At 63.9% G+C, this 19,761-nt stretch carries 21 protein-coding genes; 11 read left to right on the forward strand and 10 right to left on the reverse strand.

The annotated features are described in order from the left end of the window. Position 1: 1 nt before the first annotated feature. From G7016_RS12010 to G7016_RS12020, 3 genes are all read right to left on the reverse strand, one after another. The gene (locus tag G7016_RS12010; protein WP_181114380.1) at positions 2 to 1,186 is read right to left on the reverse strand and encodes an acetyl-CoA C-acyltransferase; all 1,185 of its coding nucleotides are present in this window, start codon (positions 1,184 to 1,186) and stop codon (positions 2 to 4) included. Positions 1,187 to 1,198: 12 nt separating this feature from the next. Beyond that, a complete protein-coding gene (locus G7016_RS12015) occupies positions 1,199 to 1,960 on the reverse strand; it encodes an SDR family NAD(P)-dependent oxidoreductase (RefSeq protein WP_181114382.1) in 762 nt (253 codons plus the stop codon). A gap of 71 nt (positions 1,961 to 2,031) precedes the next feature. Further along, positions 2,032 to 3,051 (reverse strand): AraC family transcriptional regulator, encoded by a 1,020-nt coding sequence (locus G7016_RS12020; RefSeq protein ID WP_258195156.1) that lies wholly within the window; start codon positions 3,049 to 3,051, stop codon positions 2,032 to 2,034. 118 nt (positions 3,052 to 3,169) lie between these two features. On the opposite strand from G7016_RS12020, the gene G7016_RS12025 reads away from it, so the two are divergent. Together G7016_RS12025 and G7016_RS12030 are read left to right on the forward strand one after the other, a co-directional pair. After that, the gene (locus tag G7016_RS12025) at positions 3,170 to 4,189 is read left to right on the forward strand and encodes an alpha/beta fold hydrolase (protein WP_181114386.1); all 1,020 of its coding nucleotides are present in this window, start codon (positions 3,170 to 3,172) and stop codon (positions 4,187 to 4,189) included. Positions 4,190 to 4,192: 3 nt separating this feature from the next. Further along, positions 4,193 to 5,167, forward strand: a complete 975-nt coding sequence (locus G7016_RS12030; RefSeq protein ID WP_181114388.1) for a D-2-hydroxyacid dehydrogenase family protein — start codon at positions 4,193 to 4,195, stop codon at positions 5,165 to 5,167. Here G7016_RS12030 and G7016_RS12035 read toward each other — a convergent pair. Then, positions 5,164 to 5,463 (reverse strand): hypothetical protein, encoded by a 300-nt coding sequence (locus G7016_RS12035; protein WP_258195157.1) that lies wholly within the window; start codon positions 5,461 to 5,463, stop codon positions 5,164 to 5,166. The genes G7016_RS12030 and G7016_RS12035 overlap by 4 nt on opposite strands. A gap of 93 nt (positions 5,464 to 5,556) precedes the next feature. On the opposite strand from G7016_RS12035, the gene G7016_RS12040 reads away from it, so the two are divergent. Next, a complete protein-coding gene (locus G7016_RS12040) occupies positions 5,557 to 6,042 on the forward strand; it encodes an LEA type 2 family protein (protein WP_181114389.1) in 486 nt (161 codons plus the stop codon). Positions 6,043 to 6,046: 4 nt separating this feature from the next. Here G7016_RS12040 and G7016_RS12045 read toward each other — a convergent pair whose 3' ends face one another. Further along, positions 6,047 to 6,301, reverse strand: coding sequence for a hypothetical protein (locus G7016_RS12045; protein ID WP_181114391.1), 255 nt, complete (start codon positions 6,299 to 6,301; stop codon positions 6,047 to 6,049). Positions 6,302 to 6,408: 107 nt separating this feature from the next. Between G7016_RS12045 and G7016_RS12050 the strand changes: the two genes are divergently transcribed. Next, complete coding sequence (locus tag G7016_RS12050) at positions 6,409 to 6,723, forward strand: DUF883 family protein (RefSeq protein WP_181114393.1); 315 nt, start codon at positions 6,409 to 6,411, stop codon at positions 6,721 to 6,723. Here G7016_RS12050 and G7016_RS12055 read toward each other — a convergent pair whose 3' ends face one another. Together G7016_RS12055 and G7016_RS12060 are read right to left on the reverse strand one after the other, a co-directional pair. Continuing rightward, positions 6,724 to 7,761: an Ldh family oxidoreductase gene (locus G7016_RS12055; protein WP_181114395.1), complete on the reverse strand. Its 1,038-nt coding sequence runs from the start codon at positions 7,759 to 7,761 to the stop codon at positions 6,724 to 6,726. It lies immediately after the preceding gene. Between the two features lie 30 nt (positions 7,762 to 7,791). Next, positions 7,792 to 7,980 carry a hypothetical protein gene (locus G7016_RS12060; RefSeq protein ID WP_181114397.1) on the reverse strand — a complete coding sequence of 63 codons (189 nt, stop codon included), beginning with the start codon at positions 7,978 to 7,980 and terminating at the stop codon, positions 7,792 to 7,794. A gap of 130 nt (positions 7,981 to 8,110) precedes the next feature. Here G7016_RS12060 and G7016_RS12065 point away from each other — a divergent pair, with 130 nt between their 5' ends. The 5 genes from G7016_RS12065 (at position 8,111) to G7016_RS12085 (ending at position 10,789) form a co-directional block, all read left to right on the forward strand. Further along, positions 8,111 to 8,272: a hypothetical protein gene (locus G7016_RS12065; protein ID WP_181114605.1), complete on the forward strand. Its 162-nt coding sequence runs from the start codon at positions 8,111 to 8,113 to the stop codon at positions 8,270 to 8,272. Between the two features lie 83 nt (positions 8,273 to 8,355). Next, positions 8,356 to 8,820 carry a hypothetical protein gene (locus G7016_RS12070; protein ID WP_181114399.1) on the forward strand — a complete coding sequence of 155 codons (465 nt, stop codon included), beginning with the start codon at positions 8,356 to 8,358 and terminating at the stop codon, positions 8,818 to 8,820. A 177-nt stretch (positions 8,821 to 8,997) separates the two neighbouring features. Beyond that, the gene (locus G7016_RS12075) at positions 8,998 to 9,381 is read left to right on the forward strand and encodes a Mor transcription activator family protein (protein WP_181114401.1); all 384 of its coding nucleotides are present in this window, start codon (positions 8,998 to 9,000) and stop codon (positions 9,379 to 9,381) included. Positions 9,382 to 9,498: 117 nt separating this feature from the next. Further along, positions 9,499 to 10,170 (forward strand): DUF2589 domain-containing protein, encoded by a 672-nt coding sequence (locus tag G7016_RS12080; protein WP_181114405.1) that lies wholly within the window; start codon positions 9,499 to 9,501, stop codon positions 10,168 to 10,170. Positions 10,171 to 10,273: 103 nt separating this feature from the next. Continuing rightward, positions 10,274 to 10,789 carry a DUF2589 domain-containing protein gene (locus G7016_RS12085; RefSeq protein WP_181114407.1) on the forward strand — a complete coding sequence of 172 codons (516 nt, stop codon included), beginning with the start codon at positions 10,274 to 10,276 and terminating at the stop codon, positions 10,787 to 10,789. Here G7016_RS12085 and G7016_RS12090 read toward each other — a convergent pair. Continuing rightward, complete coding sequence (locus G7016_RS12090; protein WP_181114408.1) at positions 10,786 to 14,472, reverse strand: translocation/assembly module TamB domain-containing protein; 3,687 nt, start codon at positions 14,470 to 14,472, stop codon at positions 10,786 to 10,788. The genes G7016_RS12085 and G7016_RS12090 overlap by 4 nt on opposite strands. Further along, positions 14,469 to 16,196, reverse strand: coding sequence for an autotransporter assembly complex protein TamA (locus G7016_RS12095; protein ID WP_181114409.1), 1,728 nt, complete (start codon positions 16,194 to 16,196; stop codon positions 14,469 to 14,471). The genes G7016_RS12090 and G7016_RS12095 overlap by 4 nt, the downstream gene beginning before the upstream one ends. A 111-nt stretch (positions 16,197 to 16,307) precedes the next feature. Between G7016_RS12095 and xthA the strand changes: the two genes are divergently transcribed. Next, positions 16,308 to 17,120, forward strand: coding sequence for an exodeoxyribonuclease III (gene xthA, locus G7016_RS12100; protein ID WP_181114410.1), 813 nt, complete (start codon positions 16,308 to 16,310; stop codon positions 17,118 to 17,120). 64 nt (positions 17,121 to 17,184) lie between these two features. Beyond that, a complete protein-coding gene (locus tag G7016_RS12105) occupies positions 17,185 to 18,525 on the forward strand; it encodes a substrate-binding domain-containing protein (RefSeq protein WP_181114411.1) in 1,341 nt (446 codons plus the stop codon). Here the strand turns inward: G7016_RS12105 and G7016_RS12110 are convergent. After that, complete coding sequence (locus tag G7016_RS12110; RefSeq protein WP_181114412.1) at positions 18,507 to 19,718, reverse strand: acyl-CoA dehydrogenase family protein; 1,212 nt, start codon at positions 19,716 to 19,718, stop codon at positions 18,507 to 18,509. The two genes, G7016_RS12105 and G7016_RS12110, sit on opposite strands and share 19 nt — an antisense overlap. Positions 19,719 to 19,761: the final 43 nt, after the last annotated feature.

Consider the following 19,761-nt stretch of genomic DNA (forward strand, 5'->3'; position numbering starts at 1 on the left):
ATCAGGCCAGGCATTGGACAGCGACCGCGGTAGCTTCCCCACCGCCAATGCAGATGGCGGCGACGCCTCGCTTCAAGCCACGACGGCGCAAGGCGCCAATCAGCGTAACGAGGATACGCGCACCGGAGGCACCGATGGGATGGCCGAGCGCACAAGCGCCTCCATTGACGTTGACCCGGTCGTGGGGCAACTCCAGCCGCTGCATACAGGCAAGGGCGACCACAGCGAAGGCTTCGTTGATTTCAAACAGGTCCACGTCGGCCAGCGACCAGCCGGTACGTTTCATCAAACGCTGAATGGCGCCGACCGGCGCCAGCGGAAACAGCCCGGGCTCGTCAGCGAACGCCGCGTGGCCGTGAATAATCGCCAAGGGTTGCAGCCCTCGGGCCCGGGCTTCGCTCTGGCGCATCAGGACGAGTGCGGCAGCACCGTCGGAGATGGAGCTGGCGTTGGCGGCGGTCACCGTGCCACCTTCGCTGAAGGCTGGCTTGAGCGTCGGGATTTTTTCCGGGCGCGCCTTGGGCGGCTGCTCGTCTTCGCTCACTTCACGCAACTCGCGCCCCGCCGGTGCCATCACTGGCACGATCTCCTCGGCGAAACTGCCGTCGCCCATGGCGCGCCTGGCCCGCTCCAGCGAGGCCAAAGCGTAATCGTCCTGTGCCTGGCGACCAATGCCTTCGCTGGCAGCGCATTCCTCGGCAAATGTACCCATCAGCCGGCCAGGCGCATAGGCATCTTCCAGGCCATCCAGGAACATGTGGTCAATTACCCTGCCGTGGCCCATGCGATAGCCGCCACGCGCCTTGTCCAGCAAGTAAGGGGCGTTGGACATGCTTTCCATGCCGCCGGCCACTACAACGTTCGAGCTGCCGGCCAGCAGCCCATCATGGGCGAGGATCACCGCCTGCATGCCCGAACCACACATCTTGTTCAGCGTGGTGCACGGCGTGCCCTTGCTCAACCCGGCGCCTAGTGCGGCCTGTCGCGCCGGTGCCTGGCCAAGGCCGGCAGGCAACACGCAGCCCATCAGCACCTCATCCACGCTATCAGCCGGCAGCCTTGCGCGTTCTACCGCCGCGCCAACCGCCGCGCTGCCCAGCCGCGTAGCGCTCAGGCCGCTCAGCACACCTTGAAGCCCACCCATGGGGGTGCGGGCGATACTCACGATAACCACTGGATCGTTCATGACGTTCTCCTGTTAGCGCGCAGCCATGCGCAGGGCGCCATCCAGGCGGATGACTTCACCGTTGAGCATGTCGTTGGCAATGATGTGCAGTACCAGCGCTGCATATTCCTCGGGCTTCCCCAGCCTGGGCGGGAACGGCACCGCTGCGGCCAGCGACGCGCGCACGTCGTCGGTCATGCCCGCCATCATGGGCGTTTCGAACAGCCCTGGCGCGATGGTCATTACCCGGATGCCTTGCCGCGCCAGCTCCCTTGCCGCAGGTAAGGTCAGGCTGGCAATAGCGCCCTTCGAAGCCGCATAGGCCGCCTGGCCGATCTGGCCATCGTAGGCCGCGACCGACGCGGTATTGATGATTACGCCCCTGCCCCCGGCGGCGTCCGGCGTATTGTTGGCCATGGCGGCAGCCACCAGCCGCAGCAGGTTGAAACTGCCGATCAGGTTCACCTGGATCACCTTGGCGAAGGCATCCAGGGCATGAGGCCCCTCCCGCCCGAGAATGCGCTCGCCTAGCACGATGCCGGCGCAGTTCACCAAACCATGCAGGGCACCCAGCGTTTGCACACCGGCGTCCACTGCAGCCTGTGCCTGGGCGCCGTCGGTAATGTCGGCGACCACAAACGGCATGCCCAGCGCCTTGGCGGTGGCTTCCACGCCCTGTGCGTTGAGGTCTACCAGCAGCACCCCGGCACCTGCCTCCACCAATGCGCGCGCGGTGGCGGCGCCCAGCCCGGAAGCGGCCCCGCTTACAACGAAGTTCTTGTTATGGGTATCCATGGGGGTTCCTCATGCTCACTGAGGCCTTGAATGCTCGGCCTTCGTCGAACGCGGGACAATGGCGCGGCCACTCAATTACGCTGAGCGTTTTCGCCAGTGCCGCCTACAAGGCTGCGATAGTGCCCGGGGTTGGAGCCGAACCATTGACGAAACGCACGGTAGAAAGAGCTTTCGTCGGCGAAGCCCAGGCGCTCGGCGATCTGGGCCATGCTCACGCCCTCTTCCGCCAGCCAGGCGATAGCCTGCTCCTTGCGCAGGCTGGCTTTCACCTGCTGCACGCTTTGCCCTTCCGCCGCCAACCGTCGGCGCAATGTGGCTACCGACATGCCGTATGCGGAGGCCAGCGCGGCGGCCTCAGGCCAGGCCACAGGCGGCATGGCCCGCAAGCCATCACGCACACGCCGCGCCAGCCCGCCTGGGTCCCGGTACCGAACCAGCAGGTTGCCCGGCAGTTCGGTGCAGAAGGTTTCAAGGTCCGCTTCAGTACGGCGTACCGGCAGGTCCAGGCAATCAGCAGAGAAGATCAGCCGGCTATGGGCCTGGCCGAAGCGCAGTGTATTTCCGAAGAAGCGTCGATAATCGTCGCAGTAGTCTGGCGCGGCGCCACGCAGCTCGGCCGCCAGCACCGGCACCCGGCGGCCAGCGAGCCAGCAGGTGAGCCCGTGTACGATCATCCAGAAGGTAAAACAGGTGAAAGGCCGCGCGGGTTCGTCCGGCACGTGAAAGGTGATCATGGCCACACTGTGCTGGCGCTCCAGCTTGCCGCTGGGGCCGCCCAGCATCAGGCGCAAAAATTCCAGCGCCAGGCGTATACCTTCGCCTACTGTCGGTTGCCCTTTGCCGCTACGCCAGATGAAAGCCAGGCTGCCGGCAGGTAGCGGCCGCGGCGCCATGCCGAAGAATTCGTCATCCAGCGCCTGCGCCAGTGCACGCCACAGCTGCCCATACGCCGTGGCCGGTACCCGCGCGGTGGGGTCGGCAAGCCACGAACCGCAGATGCCAGCCTGCGCGAGCGCTTGCGCCGCACTGCCAGGCGAAACTGCTCGCAGCGCTTCGCGTACCAGCTCGATGGAGATACTGTCCTTGGTCATGACCGTTTGCCTGGGCTGCCTGCCCCCCATGGTAGAGTCCCGCGCGGGGAAAGTCAGCGCTGAACCCGGCGCGGGTTTTCCGGTCTGGCCCTGTATCCCTCGTTCAAGGAACACCGCAATGCGCCTGCGCTTTCTCGCCTATGCTCTCGCGGGGCTCTGTGCCACCGCCGTTCACGCCGCCGAGCCGCAGCCGGTCTACGGGCCGCAGCTCCAAGGCTTCGACTACCCCTACACGTTGCAGCATTACCGCTTCGAGTCCCAGGGCAAATCCCTGGAGATGGGATACATGGATGTGGCCGCCGCTGGCAAGGCGAACGGTCACACCGTGGTGCTGCTGCACGGCAAAAACTTTTGCGCCGCCACCTGGGATGCCACCATCAAAGCCCTGGCCAATACCGGCTACCGAGTGATCGCGCCTGACCAGGTCGGCTTTTGCACTTCCAGCAAGCCAGAGCACTACCAGTTCAGCTTCCAGCAGCTGGCGAGCAACACCCACGCCCTGCTGGGCGAACTGGGCATCAAGGAGGCCATCGTGATGGGGCACTCCACTGGCGGCATGCTCGCGACGCGCTACGCGCTGCTCTACCCTGATGAAACCGAGCGGCTGATGCTGGTCAACCCCATCGGGCTCGAAGACTGGAAGGCCCTGGGAGTGCCTTATCGCACCGTGGACGAATGGTTCGCCCGCGAAACAAAGCTCACCGCCGATGGCATTCGCGAATACGAACGCAAGACCTACTACGGGGGCCGCTGGGACCCTTCCTATGAACGCTGGGTAACCATGCTTGCCGGCCTCAACCAAGGCCCGGGCCATAACGTGGTTGCGTGGAACTCGGCGCTGATCTACGACATGATTTTCACCCAGCCGGTGTTTTACGAGTTCGCCAATCTCAAGGTGCCGACGTTGCTCCTGATCGGCACTGCCGACACTACGGCTATCGGAAGCGATGTGGCATCGCCCGAGGTAAAGGCCCGGCTGGGGCACTACGATGTGCTGGGCAAGCAGGTAAGTCAGATGATACCCGGGGCTGCGCTGGTGGAATTTCCCGGCCTGGGGCATGCCCCCCAGATGGAGCAACCCGAACGCTTTCACAAGGCGGTGCTGGCCTGGCTGGCGCAACCTGTAAAACAGGAGTGACCGATGAGCGAATTGCGAATTGCCGTACTGGATGACTGGCAACGGGTAGCCCAGGGCGTTGTGGATTGGGCCGCGCTTGCCGCCGTGGGCCAGGTCGAGTTCCTTCACGACTACCCGGCTGATACCGACACCATGGCCGAGCGGCTGGCGCCTTACACGGTGATCTGTGTGATGCGCGAGCGCACGGCCTTCACTGCCCAACTGCTGGCCCGCCTGCCCGCGCTGAGGCTCATCGTGACCGGCGGCATGCGCAACGCGGCCATTGACCTGGCGGCGGCCACGGCGCAAGGGGTGACGGTATGTGGCGGCGACAGCTACCGCCAGGCCGCGCCCGAACTTACCTGGGCCTTGCTGATGGCGCTCAACCGCAACCTCTTGGCTGAAGCGACTTCCTTGCGCAATGGCGGCTGGCAGGTAGGCCTGGGGGGCGACCTGGCGGGCAAAACCCTTGGCCTGCTGGGCCTCGGGAACATAGGCGGCACCGTAGCCGGCTACGCCCAGGCGTTCGGGATGCAGGTAATCGCCTGGAGCGAGCACCTGACCGACGCACGAGCCGAGGCAGTAGGCGCGCGGCGGGTGAGCAAGCAGGAATTGTTCGAGCAGGCCGATTTCTTGAGCGTGCACCTGGTGCTCAGTGAGCGTACCCGCCACTTGGTAGACGCGCAGGCGCTCAACAGCATGAAGCGCGGCGCCCTGCTGGTGAACACCTCCCGTGGGCCGATCGTGGACGAGCAGGCCCTGCTGTCGGCCCTGGAAAGTGGGCGTCTCGGCGGGGCAGCGCTCGACGTATTCGATCAGGAGCCGCTTGCCGTCGACCACCCGCTGCGTAGCCTGCCCAACGTATTGGCGACACCGCATATCGGCTACGTGACCGAAAACAACTACCGCGCGTTCTTTACCTCCATGATCGAGAACATCCTGGCCTGGCACGGTGGCCAGCCGATCCGGGTTCTGCAACCGGCCCCTGCGGCGCCCTAACGCCCGTCCGCAGGCTCGCGCGGCGCAGGTGCTGGCCGCGGAAAGCGCTGGCCGTTACCAATACCTCCGTTTTCCAGCGTTGGCGGCCGGCCGCCGGGGTAGCCCTCTGGCAAGCCACGCTGCGCCGGATTGGAGGGGACGGTACCTTGGCGGCTATTGGGATTGATGCGCCTGATGGGGCTGTTCAGCGGATTGGCATTGACCCCAGGCCGCACTTGCGCCGGCGCGGTGGCCGATGCGGCCTCGGCCGCGCCGCTCAGCGCCAGCAGGCCTAGGGTAATCAGGAACACTCGCATTTTGCCTCCTCGGTTTGCCCCGGGCCGTTGCGCCATGGCTACGAACGTCCCTGAGGCGAAGCTGTCGCAATACCAGGCCCAACGGAGTTTGCCATGCTTGCCTTGCTACGCCGCGTCACCCCCTTTGCACTGTGCCTGAGCCTGGGTGCGTGTGCACTCTTTAGCCCACACGACCCGCTGATCGTTCAAGTTGCCGGCCTGGAGCCCGCAGCCGGTGCGGGGCTTGAATGGCGCGCGCAGGTGCGGCTGAGGCTGCAGAACCCCAACCGCGACCCGGTGGAGTATTCAGGGATTGCGCTGACGCTGGAAGTGAACGGCCAGCCCCTGGCCAGTGGCGTGAGCCCAGCGCAAGGCACCCTTGGCGGGTACAGCGAGGCGGTGGTGACGGTCCCGGTGAGTGTGTCGGCGTTTTCGGTGCTGCGCCAGGCACTGGGCCTGGCTGACCTGAACCCCACCGAGGGCGTACCCTATCGCCTGGACGGCAAGTTGGACACACCCGGGCTGAGCCGAGCGGTGCGGTTCAGTGAAAGCGGCCGGCTGAACCCGATGACACTGGGGCCGCCGGTTAACCGAAGGTAAAGCTTCAGCGGGCCGCCGCCATCAGTTTGTTCACTTCGGCGCGCACCAGATTGGCGTAATCCTGAGGCGCCATTTGCTCCAGTTCCGCCCGCACCCATTCTGCCCATTTTCCCTTGCGCCGGGGCTTTTCGGCGATAAGCCGGGCGGCGTCAGCCTTGGCGCGCCCAAGGTTGGCCTTCCAGTTCTCGAAATGCCGGGCTTTTTCGGTTTCGATAGCCAAACGCTCGTCGAACGACTTGTTGGCAAGATTCAGACTCATGCACCCTACCTCCAGTGATTGCTCGAAGCGCCGTAGTTTACACCGCCCTGCAACTTTTCGGGGCTCGCGGCAATCCCATGGACCACAGCCGCAAAGAGGAACCCGCCATGGCCCGTAAACCTTCCAACCCATTGATGGATGAGCAAATCATGGACCAGGCCTTCAGTGAACTGGCGGCGCTGGTCGAAGAATCCGAGAGCCTGCTGGGCGCTCGCTCGGTATATGGCCGCCGGCGCGTGGCCAAGCGCCAACTGGAGCAGGCGATACAGCGCGCGACCGTTTTGGCCCGCCAACTGGGCGAGCGGGCCGCGCCCGCGATAGAAGGTACCGAGCAGTACGTCAAACAACACCCTTACAAAGCGTTGGGTATCGCCGCAACGGTCGGCTTGCTGACCGCCCTGCTCGTCAACCGACGCGACTGATCACGCCCCTGCTGCCCAGCCTCGCAGCGCCGCCAGGCGTTCCGGGGCCAGGGGAATGCCCTCCTCCAGAGAACGCTTGCGGTTCTGGTAGCGCCGCTCCCCGGCCAGCCTGCTGACGCCCGCTTCGCTCATGCGTTCAACCAGCACCCGAGCACGTTCGGCGAATTGGCCGCCCTCCGACTTGGCGGGGTCGATCACGATAAGCAATTGGCCGGTCCAGGGCGTCTGCGCGCCAGGGTGGCGGGACCAGTCGAACTCGAACGAGAAGTTGCCGCCGGTGAGGCCTGCGGCCAGCAGTTCGACCATCATTGATAACGCCGAGCCCTTATGGCCACCAAAGGGCAGCAAGGCACCGCCGTCGAGCACCGCCCGTGGATCGGTGGTTGCCGCGCCCTGTGCATCCACGCCAGCGCCCTCAGGGAGCGTATGGCCCTCGCGCGCCGCGATCTGCACATCGCCATGGGCGAGCGCGCTGGTGGCCATGTCAAATACCAGGGGGCCCCGGCCCGCGCAAGGCGCTGCGAACGCGATGGGGTTGGTCCCGAACACCGGCCGCTTGCCCCCATGGGGCACTACGCAGGTCATACTGTTGACCACGCTCAGCGCGATCAGCCCTTCTTCGGCAAAAGGTTCTACATCCGGCCATAACGCTGCAAAGTGGTGAGAGTTGCGTATTGCCAATACGGCGATGCCGGCGTGCCGGGCCTTGGCGATCAACAGGGGCCGCGCTGCCGCCAAAGCGGGTTGGGCAAAGCCATTGCCCGCATCCACCGCCACATACCCAGCCGCCACGTCTTCAACCTGTGGCTCGGCGGCCGGGTTAACCCAACCGCTCGCGATAGTGGAGAGGTATCCGGCCATTCGAAACACGCCGTGACTCTCGGCCCCGTCCCGCTGCGCCGCCGCACAATTGGCAGCCAGCACCGCGGCCACCGATGGCGATGCGCCGTGGGCCCGGAAAACCTGCTGCAGCAACGCTACCAGTTCGGGGTAGGTAATAGTTTCCCGGGATACCGTATCAGCGGAGTTTGAAGACATTTGCACGCCTCGCTCAAGGAACTGAAACGCTCAGCGACGAACTTTGCGCCGCATCACACCATTGACGATTACCGCGACCACGGCGACCCCGATGGCCAGGTATTGGAAGGTTTTTTCATCGAGACGCCCCTGGGCCTGCAACCAGGACAAGCCCAGCATGATGGCAACAATGAGGACTGAAAGCAGCAAGGAGTATTTCAAACGTTGCAGTTGTGTCATATGAGGCTCATTCGTGTATCGGTTTGCTTACCAAGTGGAGACGATCGCGCGGCAATATTTGCCTGGTGTCGCCGTCATATTACCGCGCCCGCTGAAGCGGTGCGGTGCTTTAAACCATGAGGAGTACCCGATGTTGCGTCGAATCACCTGGCTGATTCCAGTTCTGTTGACTGCCAGCCTGAGCGGTTGCTGGTTGTTCATGCCTCCCGGCGGCCATGGCGGTGGCGGTGGTGGCGGTGGCCACGGCGGCCCTGGTGGAGGCGGCGGCCCGGGCTACATGCAGCCACGCTGAACACCCACCCAAGCTGTTCCTGCTTAAAAAACTTTCATGGGGCGTGCAGGCTTGCCTGCTCACCTCATGGAAGGACCTGTCTGATGCGCAAGCCACTTGTTGCGTTGGCGCTTACCGCCACTCTCGCCGGCCCCGCCGGCGCCATTACTCTTGGTACCCTCACCGACGCAGACTTACGCCGCTACAGCGCTGCGCTCGCCGACCATGCCGGTAGTAGCCAATGGCAGCTGCTGTGGCAAAACAGCCGCGCTGCCGGGCATTTCAAGCCCACCGGCGCGCAGCCGCGGTTCACCCTCCCGATGCGCGACATACCGGTCCTCGTACAACAAACCCTCGCAGAACCGGACCGCATCGACCGCCTCGGAACCACTCGCACGCGTCTACGCCGAAACATCAGCCCACGCATCGCTGGGGAAATGAACGGCACACCGCTGAACGCCATCTGCCTGACTGTCGACTGGCGCGGTGCCAGCGAACCCGCCAGCGGGAAACCAACGGACCCCGCGACCTTGAGATTCGTAAGCCTGATAGTCACCGAGCCGTGCTGAAATTTTGACCCAATCAAGCGCGAACCATCCTACTTCGGGATGAGCTTTTTCCCCACAGCCGGGCAGCTTTTTCGGCCGACTACAGGCTATTCGCTGACCCTGCAGGGGGGCTGTGGAACTCCGCACAATGGCCCTCGCCACAGGGCAAAAACGGATTCCCACTGAAAGGATTTCATTATGGACGCTGTTGATCTGACCCACGTTGATACCACCCGCCTTCCACTCTCCTTGCGCGTGCTGATCGAATGCGTTGGCGTTGAGCAAGCCTACCGCCTGACCCGACTCTACGGAGGGCGACCACGCTACATCCCCAAGAACCCAGAGCGCTCGGCGCTGGCGCAGCTATTGCCGGCCGCTGCGCTGAAGGCGCTGACCGCTCGCTTCGCCGGTACATCGCTGGAAATTCCCAAACCTGATCATTTCGAACGGCAACTGCGCGATCGCCAGATCCTGGAAGAGACTACCCGAGGGTTTTCTCGCGCCGAACTGGCCAATCGTTATGGGCTGAGCCTGCGGCAGATCGGCAACATTCGCCGCACTCAAGCCACGGCCCAGGCGTAGCTGATCAATAAGGGTTTTCCCTGTTCGTGGTTTCCCGGTTCGCCGTGCCGCCGGATGAACGCACAGTACGCCGCGCGGTAATCGTCGCGCTTATACCCAAGGAATGGAGTTCCTCACATGGCTACGATAGACAACGAATTGATTGGCTCGGTGATCAACGCACTGCCGCTGGACCGGATGATTGCCGGTCCGATCCAGGCGATGATCCAGGCACAAACCTCGGCGAGCAAATCCTACGCGGACTTCCTCCTGGGGGTGTGCATCCAGGATGGCAAAGCCGTTGGGGTGAAATTCGACTATGACGAAACGATCACCGACGAAAACGGTACTTACAAGGGTACGGTGGCTAAATCCGTGCAGATCCCGCTGCTGGCAGCGGTCACTCACCCCAACATCGCAATCACCGAAGGCACGGTCGAGTTTGAACTGACCATCACCCAGGCAGCGGAGGACACCAGACAGAGCAGCGCAAGTGGCGAAATGGCCGCCTCGCTGGGCTGGGGGCCGTTCAAGCTGGCGGTCAAGGGCCAGATGAGTCACAACAAGACGCAAATCCGAAAAACCGATACCCGTGCCCGGTACGCCTTCAACACCAAGGTCGCTCGCCTCGACCCGCCTGAGGCCCTGATGCGCGTTATCGACGTGTTGACCGAGGCGGCGGCGAAGCCGGTTCGCCTCGCCTCCGACACCCTGGTTGCCGACCCGAAAGGGCTGGAGGCAAATGTGCTTGCAGCGCCTACAAGTCCCAATGCCGGCAAAGGCCCTGGCGCCTCGGGCGCCCAGCCCTGAGAACACCGCGTTCACATAGCCGTTCAGATGCAGCGCTGGTATCGCCAGCGCTGCACACTACCCAGGAGACTGCCCAGTGGGATTGTTTTCCCGAAAGGAACCCATGGTCCCCAGCGACCTGCGGGACATCACCCGCGGCCTTCACGAAGCCGCCTGCAGCGCAAACTCTCTGATCGCCCAACAGTACATCAAGCTCTTCGACCAGTTTTTCGATTACAACGCGGACGACCTGGGCACCCCCATGAAAGCCAAGATGGTGGAAGTGGCCCTCGATGATCAGCACCGCATGCAAGTCCCCCTCATCACCCTGGTCGCGCCTCAAGGGCTTGCGCTAGACACCATGAAGGTCGACCTCTCGGTCAAGATCGCCGCCACCGAGGTGGAAGGCGTCACCCATGCCCTGGAAAACGGCGAACTTCATTCCGAGCGGTTCTACGTAACCTTGGGGGGCGTGCGCAAGGACCCCGCCCAGCGCAGCCCGGACGAGGTGCAGATCAGCCTCACCTTCAAGGCGTGCCACCCCCCCGAAGCCGTGCAACGGCTGATCGAGGAGTACACCCAGTTGATCTTGCCTCAACGAGCACGGCGAGACGTCGAACCTGACCTTTCTCCCGCTTAGAAATCCTTCTTGTAAAAAAGATCGAGGGAGCTGGCCACACCACTGGCAACTTCCAGATACAGCTGTCGCGTCAAGGCGTAGCGCAACGCAACCGTGCTGGCCGGCTCGAATACCCCGACACCGTAGCGCAGGGTCAACCGGTCGGTCAGGTTCCCGCTGGCGACCACGCTGGTGGTGTCACCACTACCTTCGGTGTCCAGCTGGAAGTCCTGGATGCCCAGGCTATTGGCGAGTTGGCCCGCCGTGGATGCACTCCCCATCAAGCCCAGGCCCAGCGCTGCCTGCGCGAGTACGTTGTTGTCTTCACCATTGGTGCTCAACGGCCGGCCCAGAATCAGCCAGGAAAGGGCCTGCTCCTGGCTCATTGCAGGTTCGGCAAACACTTCGGTCGTCGGCTGCTGCACGCTTCCGCTCAGGCGGATGCCGGCGGTAACGTCATCGGTCTGGCGGATCGCTTCTACGTCCAGGTAGGGCTGGTCCACAGGCCCGGTGAAGAACAGCCGGGCGCGCCGCAGCGTGAGCCGCTGACCATAAGCACGATAGCGGCCGTTGCGCAGCTCAAGGGAGCCGCGGGTGTCCAGGTTATCACCAATGTGCAGGCGCCCCACGATGTCAGACTGCAATCCAAAACCATTGAAGGTGAGCTTTTCCTGGCCAACGTCTACGTCCACATCCATGGCGATCCCAGCCTGGGCCCGCGCGGGCACGTCCCGTCCCACCACCATGGCGTCGTCCGATACTTTCACCGTGGACGGCGGCAACTGGCGAACCGTGATCGCGCCTTTTGGTACACTCACCTTGCCACTCAGCGCCAGCTTCTGGTCTATCAAAGCCAGCCGAAGGTCTGCCCCTGCTTCTACCTCGGCGTAAGGCAGTACCGTAATGGGCAGACGGCTTGCCCGCACGGCGATGGCCAATTTCAAGGCGCCACTCCAATCCAGCTCCCCGTCGAGGCTACCCTGCCCTTGCGCGCCACTGCGCCACTGGCCATCAAGCTGCATGTGATTGCCGTTCATCCGCGCCTGCAACGTCAGTGCCTCCACACTCAGCGGTAAACCTGGCCCGGAAACCGCGCCATCGCGGAGGCTGAACGCGCCGTCCACGCGCGGTTGCAGCAAGGTGCCGCCGAGCGTGCCGTTACCCTGCAAGCGCCCTGCTACCTTGTCTGCCGATTCCACTAGCGGGCCCAAGGCAGAAAGGTCCAGGCCATCGAAACGGAACTGCCCTGCCAGGGCTTTCGCGGGGCCGAACGGATCGAGGCGGGCCTGTAGATTCAGTTGGCCAAGCTTGCGCCCATCGAACGTCAGCTCTGTATTCACATCACCCGGCGCGACGATACTGGCCAGGCGCAAGGTGCCGTAGGGGAAACTCAACCATTGCTCACCCTGCCGCACGCGCAAGGTGCCACCGCTCGCATCGAAGCCAACCCTGCCTTTCGGGCCAGTGCCACCCAGGTCCAGTTGCACATCCGCGCTGGCGGTTGCCTGCCACTCCAACGTTTCCGGGAGCCAGGGCTTGAGGCTTGCCATCGGGAAGTCCCGCAGTCGCACCCGGATACGAGGATCGGGCGCCAGCCGCTGGTTGTCGGCACACAAGCTGGCCTGCCCCGAACGCCAGCAGTGGGCGCCCAGGTCAACCGTACCATCGGCCAGGCGCTGCAACGGCGCTGGCGCTTGCAATGCCCAGGCTTGCCCATGGCTTTGCACGGTGCCCTTGGCCAACCGGCCTTTCCAGGCGCCTTCATACCAGCGGCCGTCGGCGGCAATAGCCAGGACCACTGCCGGGCCGTCCAGGCGCGCGGTCAGGGCGTGCTGCTCGGCATCGCCATTAGCGGTAACCGCCAGGGTTCCCAGCTCGGTATCGCCAGCGGCGAGCCCCGTGCTGTCGAGCGACAACGTACCGCGCTGCCGGGCATCGAGCCGCCCGCGCAACGTCAGGGTGGCCATGCGGTTGCTTTCCCAGGCAACCCGCCGCCCGTCCAGGTCCAGCTGGCCCTGGGGGTTGGCAGGCGTGCCGGCCAGGTTCAGGCTACCTTTGACCGCACCCGCCAGGCCCGGCCACAGTTGGTCCAGGCGCGGGGCGTCGAGCGTGAGCTTGCCGTCGAGGCGCCCATTGCTGCTTCCGGCGCCTTTGAGGTGGTTGCCGCCGAGGCCGAAATCAAGATCCGCCAATTGCCAGCCGGCGCCGCTGCCCTCCACCCGGCCTACCAGGCTGGCGGGCTGGCCACGCAGTTGCCCGGTAATCCCAAGCTTGGCCGCGAGCTCAAGCGCGCCGGCCTGAAAACGCCCCTTGCTGGTGATCGCGCCGCCCAGCTTGCCCGGCAGCGCAGCGACCCAATAGGCCGGGTCCAGGTTGGAGAGGTTCAGGTCCGCCACCCAGCTCACCCCCTCTACGAAACCCAGTGCCAACTGCCCGTCCAATTGCCCTTTGCCTGCAGTCACGTGCAGTTGTGGCAACACTAGTTGCTGGCCGTCCCCACTGAATGGCGTAGTGACGCTGAATGGCCCGGCCGGCCCTTGAAAATCCCCCGCCAGGTTACCCATGAAATGGCCATTCCCATAACGCACCATGCCCTTCAAGGCGGTGGCGGCCACGGGGGGTGGGGCATCCTGTGGATACAGCCGGGTCCAGGGAAAATCTTGCCAGTCCAGGCTGGCTTCACCTGTAAGATCACCGCCCCAAGCGAGGTTACCGATCACGCTTACCCGGTGAGTGTCATCTGCGCGCAGGCTGAGGTCGTCTACCCATGCGCCCTGTGCGTTTACCTTGCCGCGCAGGCGCAGGTCAATCGGGCCTTGTTCCGCTGGGAATCGGCCGCCGCCCTCAATGGCATAGCCCTGCTCCAGATCGCCGTCGGCGCGCAGCTGCAAGCCTTCGATGGCCAGCGTACGAGGCAAGGACTGCTGGGCCACGAAATGGTCGGCCGTGATCCTGAGGGTGGCGGGCACATTGTCCGCCAACGCGTGCAGCGTGCCCTCCAGGTTAGCGTCCAGATAGCCTGAGCTGCGCCCGGTAAAGGCGAGGCGGTTCGCCAGTTCGCCTTCAAGGGTGGCCGCGATCTCCCAGGGGCGATCATCCACTGCAGGCAATGCCAGGTGTACCCGGGCGTCCATTGGCCACTGCCCGGCGGGGCGTACCGTACCTTCCACGCCGAGGCGGAGCTCACCTTTCGTGAGTTGAAGGCTACCGATCTGCAGCCCGTCTTTATTCCAGGCTGCGGCCAGGTGCACACCGGTGATTACCGTTGAATCTGCGTAGGCCACTTCGCCGATGTCGAGCTGGCCGAGCTGGAGGGCGAGCGGCAGATTCAGGTCCGGCAACTGAAGTGGGCCGGTATCCCTGGCGGGTGGCGTTGCAGCCGGAGGTGTAATGCTCACCCGCTCGGCCTGTACCTGATCCAGGCAGAGGGTGAGCTTGAACAGGCAACCTGGCGACCAGCTCAGCCGTGGCGCTTGCACCGTCACGCGCATACCATCGGCGCCGGCCCATGTCAGCTTACGCGCTTGCCAGTGGTTCGCCAGGCGGCCTTCAAAGCCTTCAACGCTTGCGCCCGGCACATGGGCCAGCAACCAGCGGCTTCCGCGTTCTGTGCCAAGCAGGGCCCACATCACCACCGCGACCATTGCAAGTAGCGCCAGCAAGGCCCCACCGGTAATCACTAGCCAACGCCAGCGCCGGGTCATAGTTCAGGCCCCATGGAAAAGTGCAATCGAAACCCTCCCCCTTCATCCAGCCCACGGGCGATATCTACCCGGATGGGGCCCACGGGCGACACCCAGCGCAGCCCCACGCCTACACCGGTTTTCAAGCTGGGCAGGTCCAGGCTGTTGAACGCGTTACCCTGATCGATAAACGTTGCGACTCGCCATTTGGGTGCCACGCTGTACTGGTATTCCGCAGTGCCGGCGACCATATAGCGGCCGCCGATCTTGTCACCGTCGCTGTTTTCCGGGGACAGGCTTTGATAGTCGTAGCCCCGCACGGTCTGGTCGCCACCGGCGAAGAACCGTAGTGACGGCGGAATCGACTTGTAACCGTTAGTGGCGCTGCCCCCAAGCTGGATACGGCCCAGGAAGCGGTGCTTGTCGAAGACAGTAGTCAGCCCGCGTAGCTGTACGTTGCCGTGCAGCAGGTTGGCATCGGACAGCAGCCCCTCCTTGGCAACCTGTGCATCGAATACAACCCGGTAGCCGTTGCTCGGGTCTACCTTGCTGTCGCTGTGCAGGTAGCTGTAGCTGATACCGGGCATTACCAGGTTACTCAGCCCTGCATCGTCGCCCAGGCGGTATTCTTCGCGCTGCCATTTCAGAGAGATCACACGCTGCCAGCCACTGGGCAATTTGCTATGCCATTCAGGGCCTACCGTGAGCAGCTTGCTCAAGCTGTCAGTGTCGGCGATCTCTTCATACTGGTAACCGGCGGCGTAGCGCAGCTTGTCGGTGAGCGGGGATGCAAGCGGAACGTCGTACCACAGGCCTATGTTCTGCCGTGGGGCGGAAAGCTCTGCCTCCGCGCCATAGGAATGGCCCTGAGGATTGACCCAATGGCGGGTCCAGTTGGCTTTCAAGCGTGGCCCCACATCGGTGGAATAACCCCCGCCAAGAACCAGGGTGCGGGGCTCTCGCGCTTCGAGCGTTACCTTCACTGGAATGGTCTGGCCATCGGCGCCCTGGGGTGACGCATCGACGATTACACCCTGGAAGTAGCCGCTGGTTTGCAAGTCCCTGTTCAACTGGGCTACCAGGTCTGCGTTATACGGGTCGCCGGGCTGGAACGGCACCATGCGTTGCAGCAGGCGCGAGTCGATGATCGAGTCGCCATGGTAGCTTACGTCGCCAAAGCGGTAACGCGGGCCGCTCTGGTAATGAAGCTCGATATCCGCCACGCCGGCAACCGGGTCGATGCGCAGTTGCTGTTGTTCGAAGTGCCCCTTGAAAAAGCCGAAGCGAGAGGCCTGATTGAGGATCAGCCGCTTGGCGTCATCGTAATGGCCATGGTTCAGCGGTGCGCCTGGGGCCAGCGCAGTGCTGCGCGGCACCGCGAATTCTCGCATTGCCGCGGCGGGCCCTTCGATGCGCACATCCACGTTGCGCAAACGCACCGGCTGCCCGGGTTGAACCCGCACATGCAAAGTGGGCTGATCGCCGCCGGTCACCTCGGCCTCCACCTGTGCATGGTAGAAACCCAGCGCCTCGGCCGCTTCGCGCGCCTGCACTTGCGCCGTTCGGCTGAGCTGGTGCAGGCCCTGCTCGTCGTGATCGGCCACGCTGCCAATGTAGGCTTCTATGTTGGCCCGAAGCGCCGTGTCAGGCGGGCTCAGCTCTACCTGAAGGCGGCCCTGGGCTTCGGCATTCGTTGCGAGGCAGGCCAGTAACAGCGCGCCACATGTTCGTCCTGGATACATCATGGGGTGGGATCCTACCACGGTTGCGCCTTCCGCCCGCCGCGAATGCCTTCGACTGGCCTGCGCGCAGCTGCTCCGTTAGCATTTGTGTTTTTCCGGCAAGGTGGTCGCGTCATGAAAATCGTTTCATTCAATATCAATGGCCTTCGCGCGCGGCCCCATCAGCTGGAGGCCCTGATTGCCAGGCACCGTCCTGACGTCATCGGGCTCCAAGAGACCAAGGTGGCAGACGATCAGTTTCCACTCCAAGCGGTTCAGGCATTGGGTTACCACGTGCATTTTCATGGGCAGAAGGGCCATTACGGCGTCGCCCTGCTCTCGCTCAAACCCCCGATCAGCCTGGACAAAGGGTTTGAAGGCGATGAGGAAGACGCACAACGCCGGTTTATCCGCGGCCGCTACGAGGATCACACCGGCCAGGTGGTGACCATCATGAACGGCTATTTCCCCCAGGGCGAAAGCCGCGACCATCCCACCAAATTCCCGGCCAAAGCGCGGTTTTACGCCGACCTGCAAAGCCTGCTGGAACGCTATGACCCCCATGGGGAGCCGGTGGTGGTAATGGGGGATATGAACATTTCCCCCGAGGACAGCGATATAGGCATTGGTCCGGAAAACATGAAACGCTGGCTGCGCACCGGAAAATGCAGTTTCCTGCCGGAGGAACGTGAATGGCTGGGGCGCCTCAAGCAATGGGGCCTGGTCGATACGTGGCGCCATCTTCATCCCGAGGTGAACGACGTATTCAGCTGGTTCGACTACCGCAGCCGCGGTTTTGAAGACACGCCCAAACGCGGCCTGCGGATCGACCTGATCATGGCCGCCGCCGGGCTACTGCCGAGGGTTAAAGCCGCGGGTATCGACCATGAACTCCGCGCAATGGAAAAGCCGTCCGACCATGCGCCGATCTGGCTCGAGCTGGCCTGACCGCTGTCACCTTACGGTAACGCCCTTGTCTTAATCTGCGGGCCCCACCCGCCAAGGGCCCGCCATGTTCCGATCCACGTCCCGCCGTCGCTTGTTTGCCTGCGTCGGCGTGTTCGCCATCATCACGTCTGCCTGCGCCGACCCCTTGCCTGTATTGCGCATTCAGGGCTCGAACACGATCGGCGCTGCATTGGGCCCGGCCTTGGTCGAGGGCCTGTTCTCGAGCCAGAACATGCAGGTTGAGGTTGTACCTCAGGCTACCAACGAATGGAGCGTGCTGGCTCGTCCCGCTTCGGGGCCGGCCCTGGAGGTGGAAATCGACGCCCATGGTACGACCACTGGCTTTGCTGCGCTGCACGCGGGCACGGCTGACCTGGCTGCTGCTTCCCGAGCGATCCACCCCAGCGAACAGGCTGCCCTGTACGGGCCGGTGGACGCAGTTTCCAGCGGTGCCGAACAGGTCATCGGCGTTGATGGCGTGGCAGTCATCGTGCATCCCGGCAACCCCTTGCGCAGCCTGGAAGCCAACCAGCTCGCAGAAGTCTTTGCCGGCCGGGTAACGCAATGGGAGCAACTGGGCGTGCCACTGGGCCCCATCCACCTGCTGGCGCGCAATGAGCGTTCGGGTACCTGGGAGACGTTCCGTGATCTGGTGCTGGCGCCACGCGGGCTCACGCTGTCGGCAACCGCCGCCCGCTTCGAAGCCAGCGACAGGTTGAGCCAGGCCGTTAGCGACGACCCTCAGGCCATCGGCTTCATCGGCTTGCCCTATATCCGCAAGGCACGTGCCTTGGCCATCGCCGACGTCGGTACGCGAGCATTGCTGCCAACTACCGAAACCGTTGCGACAGAGGATTACCTGCTCTCACGAAGGCTGTACCTGTACAAGGCGGCCGACACGCTCAACCCCTGGGCCGGTGCGCTGGTGCGCTTCGCTCAGAGCGATGCCGGGCAGCAGGTCGTGGCACGGGAGGGGTTCGTGGCGCAACAGGTTCATGCCGTGCGGGTACAACCTACTGCCGGCATGCCAGAGCCACTGCTGGCGGTGGCGCGAGAAGGCCAACGGCTTACGGTGACGTTCAGGTTCGCCGGTGCCAGCGCCGCCCTGGACAGCAAGGCCATGGCCGATATCGATCGGCTGGCGACCTTCCTGGCATCTCGCCCTGAAGAGCGACAACGCCTGGTGCTGATAGGGTTCGGGGATACCAAGAGCGAGCCGGAGCGGGCGCTGCTGTTGTCGCGCCTGCGGGCCATGACCATTCGACGCGAGCTCGCCAAGCGTGGCATCGCACCCCGCCAGGTGCTAGGGCTGGGTGCCGCGCTTCCTGTCGCCAGCAATGCATATGAAGCCGGCCGCAGCCGCAATCGCCGCGTTGAGGTGTGGCTTCAACCCGCCGGGCGGTGACGTTCCAGCTCATATTTGGCGACGGCAGCACGGTGCACTTCGTCAGGGCCATCGGCCAGGCGCAGCGTGCGCTGCATCGCATACATATAGGCAAGCGGGGTATCGCCACTCACCCCCGCGCCGCCGTAAAGCTGAATGGCGCGATCGATTACTTTCAACGCAACGTTCGGCGCGACCACCTTGATCTGCGCGATCTCGCTGCGCGCTACCTTGTTACCCACCGTGTCCATCATGTACGCCGCCCGTAGCGTAAGCAGCCGGGCCATGTCGATTTCCATCCTCGAGTCGGCGATCAGGTCGCCGTTGCCACCCAATGCCGCCAGCGGCTTCCCGAAGGCCTCACGTTCCAGCGCCCTGCGGCAAGCCAGCTCCAAGGCGCGTTCGGCCATTCCCAGCGAGCGCATGCAGTGGTGAATCCTGCCCGGGCCGAGGCGGCCCTGAGCGATCTCGAAACCCCGCCCGGGCCCCAGCAGCACGTTCTCCAGAGGCACCCGCACGTCTTCGAACAGAACCTCGGCGTGCCCATGCGGTGCGTCGTCGTAACCAAACACCGTCAGTGGGCGCAGCACCTTCACGCCCGGGGTATCCTTGGGTACCAGCACCATCGAATGCTGCCGGTGACGCGGGGCTTGCGGGTCGGTCAGCCCCATGAAAATCATCACCTGGCAGCGCGGATCGCAGGCACCGGAGGTCCACCATTTGCGACCATTGATTACCCACTGGTTGCCATCCTGCACTGCGGTGGCACGCATGTTCGTGGCGTCCGAAGAGGCCACGTCCGGCTCGGTCATCGCGAACGCCGAACGGATCTCGCCGCTGAGCAGGGGCGCCAGCCAGCGCTGCTTTTGCGCCTCGGTGCCGTAGCGCACCAGCACCTCCATGTTGCCAGTGTCCGGGGCGGAGCAATTGAATGGCTCGGAGCCAAGGGGTGAACGCCCCATGAGTTCGGCCAGCGGCGCGTATTCCAGGTTGGTAAGCCCGGCGCCCAGCTCGGATTCCGGCAGAAAGAGGTTCCACAGCCCCGCTTCGCGAGCTCGCTGCTTGAGGGTTTCCATGATTGCGGTAGGTCGCCAGCGATCGCCTTGTGCCAGTTCTTCGGCGAAGCGCGCCTCAGCCGGGAATACCTCGGCATCCATGAAGGCGATGATGCGGGCACGCAATGCTTCGACCCGCGGTGAATAGGCGAAATCCATAGAAGTCCGGTGCTCCAGGAAGGCCCCAGCGGGCCCGATGAGG

It is taken from the genome of Pseudomonas japonica, assembly GCF_013522925.1.
Taxonomy (GTDB): domain Bacteria; phylum Pseudomonadota; class Gammaproteobacteria; order Pseudomonadales; family Pseudomonadaceae; genus Aquipseudomonas; species Aquipseudomonas japonica_A.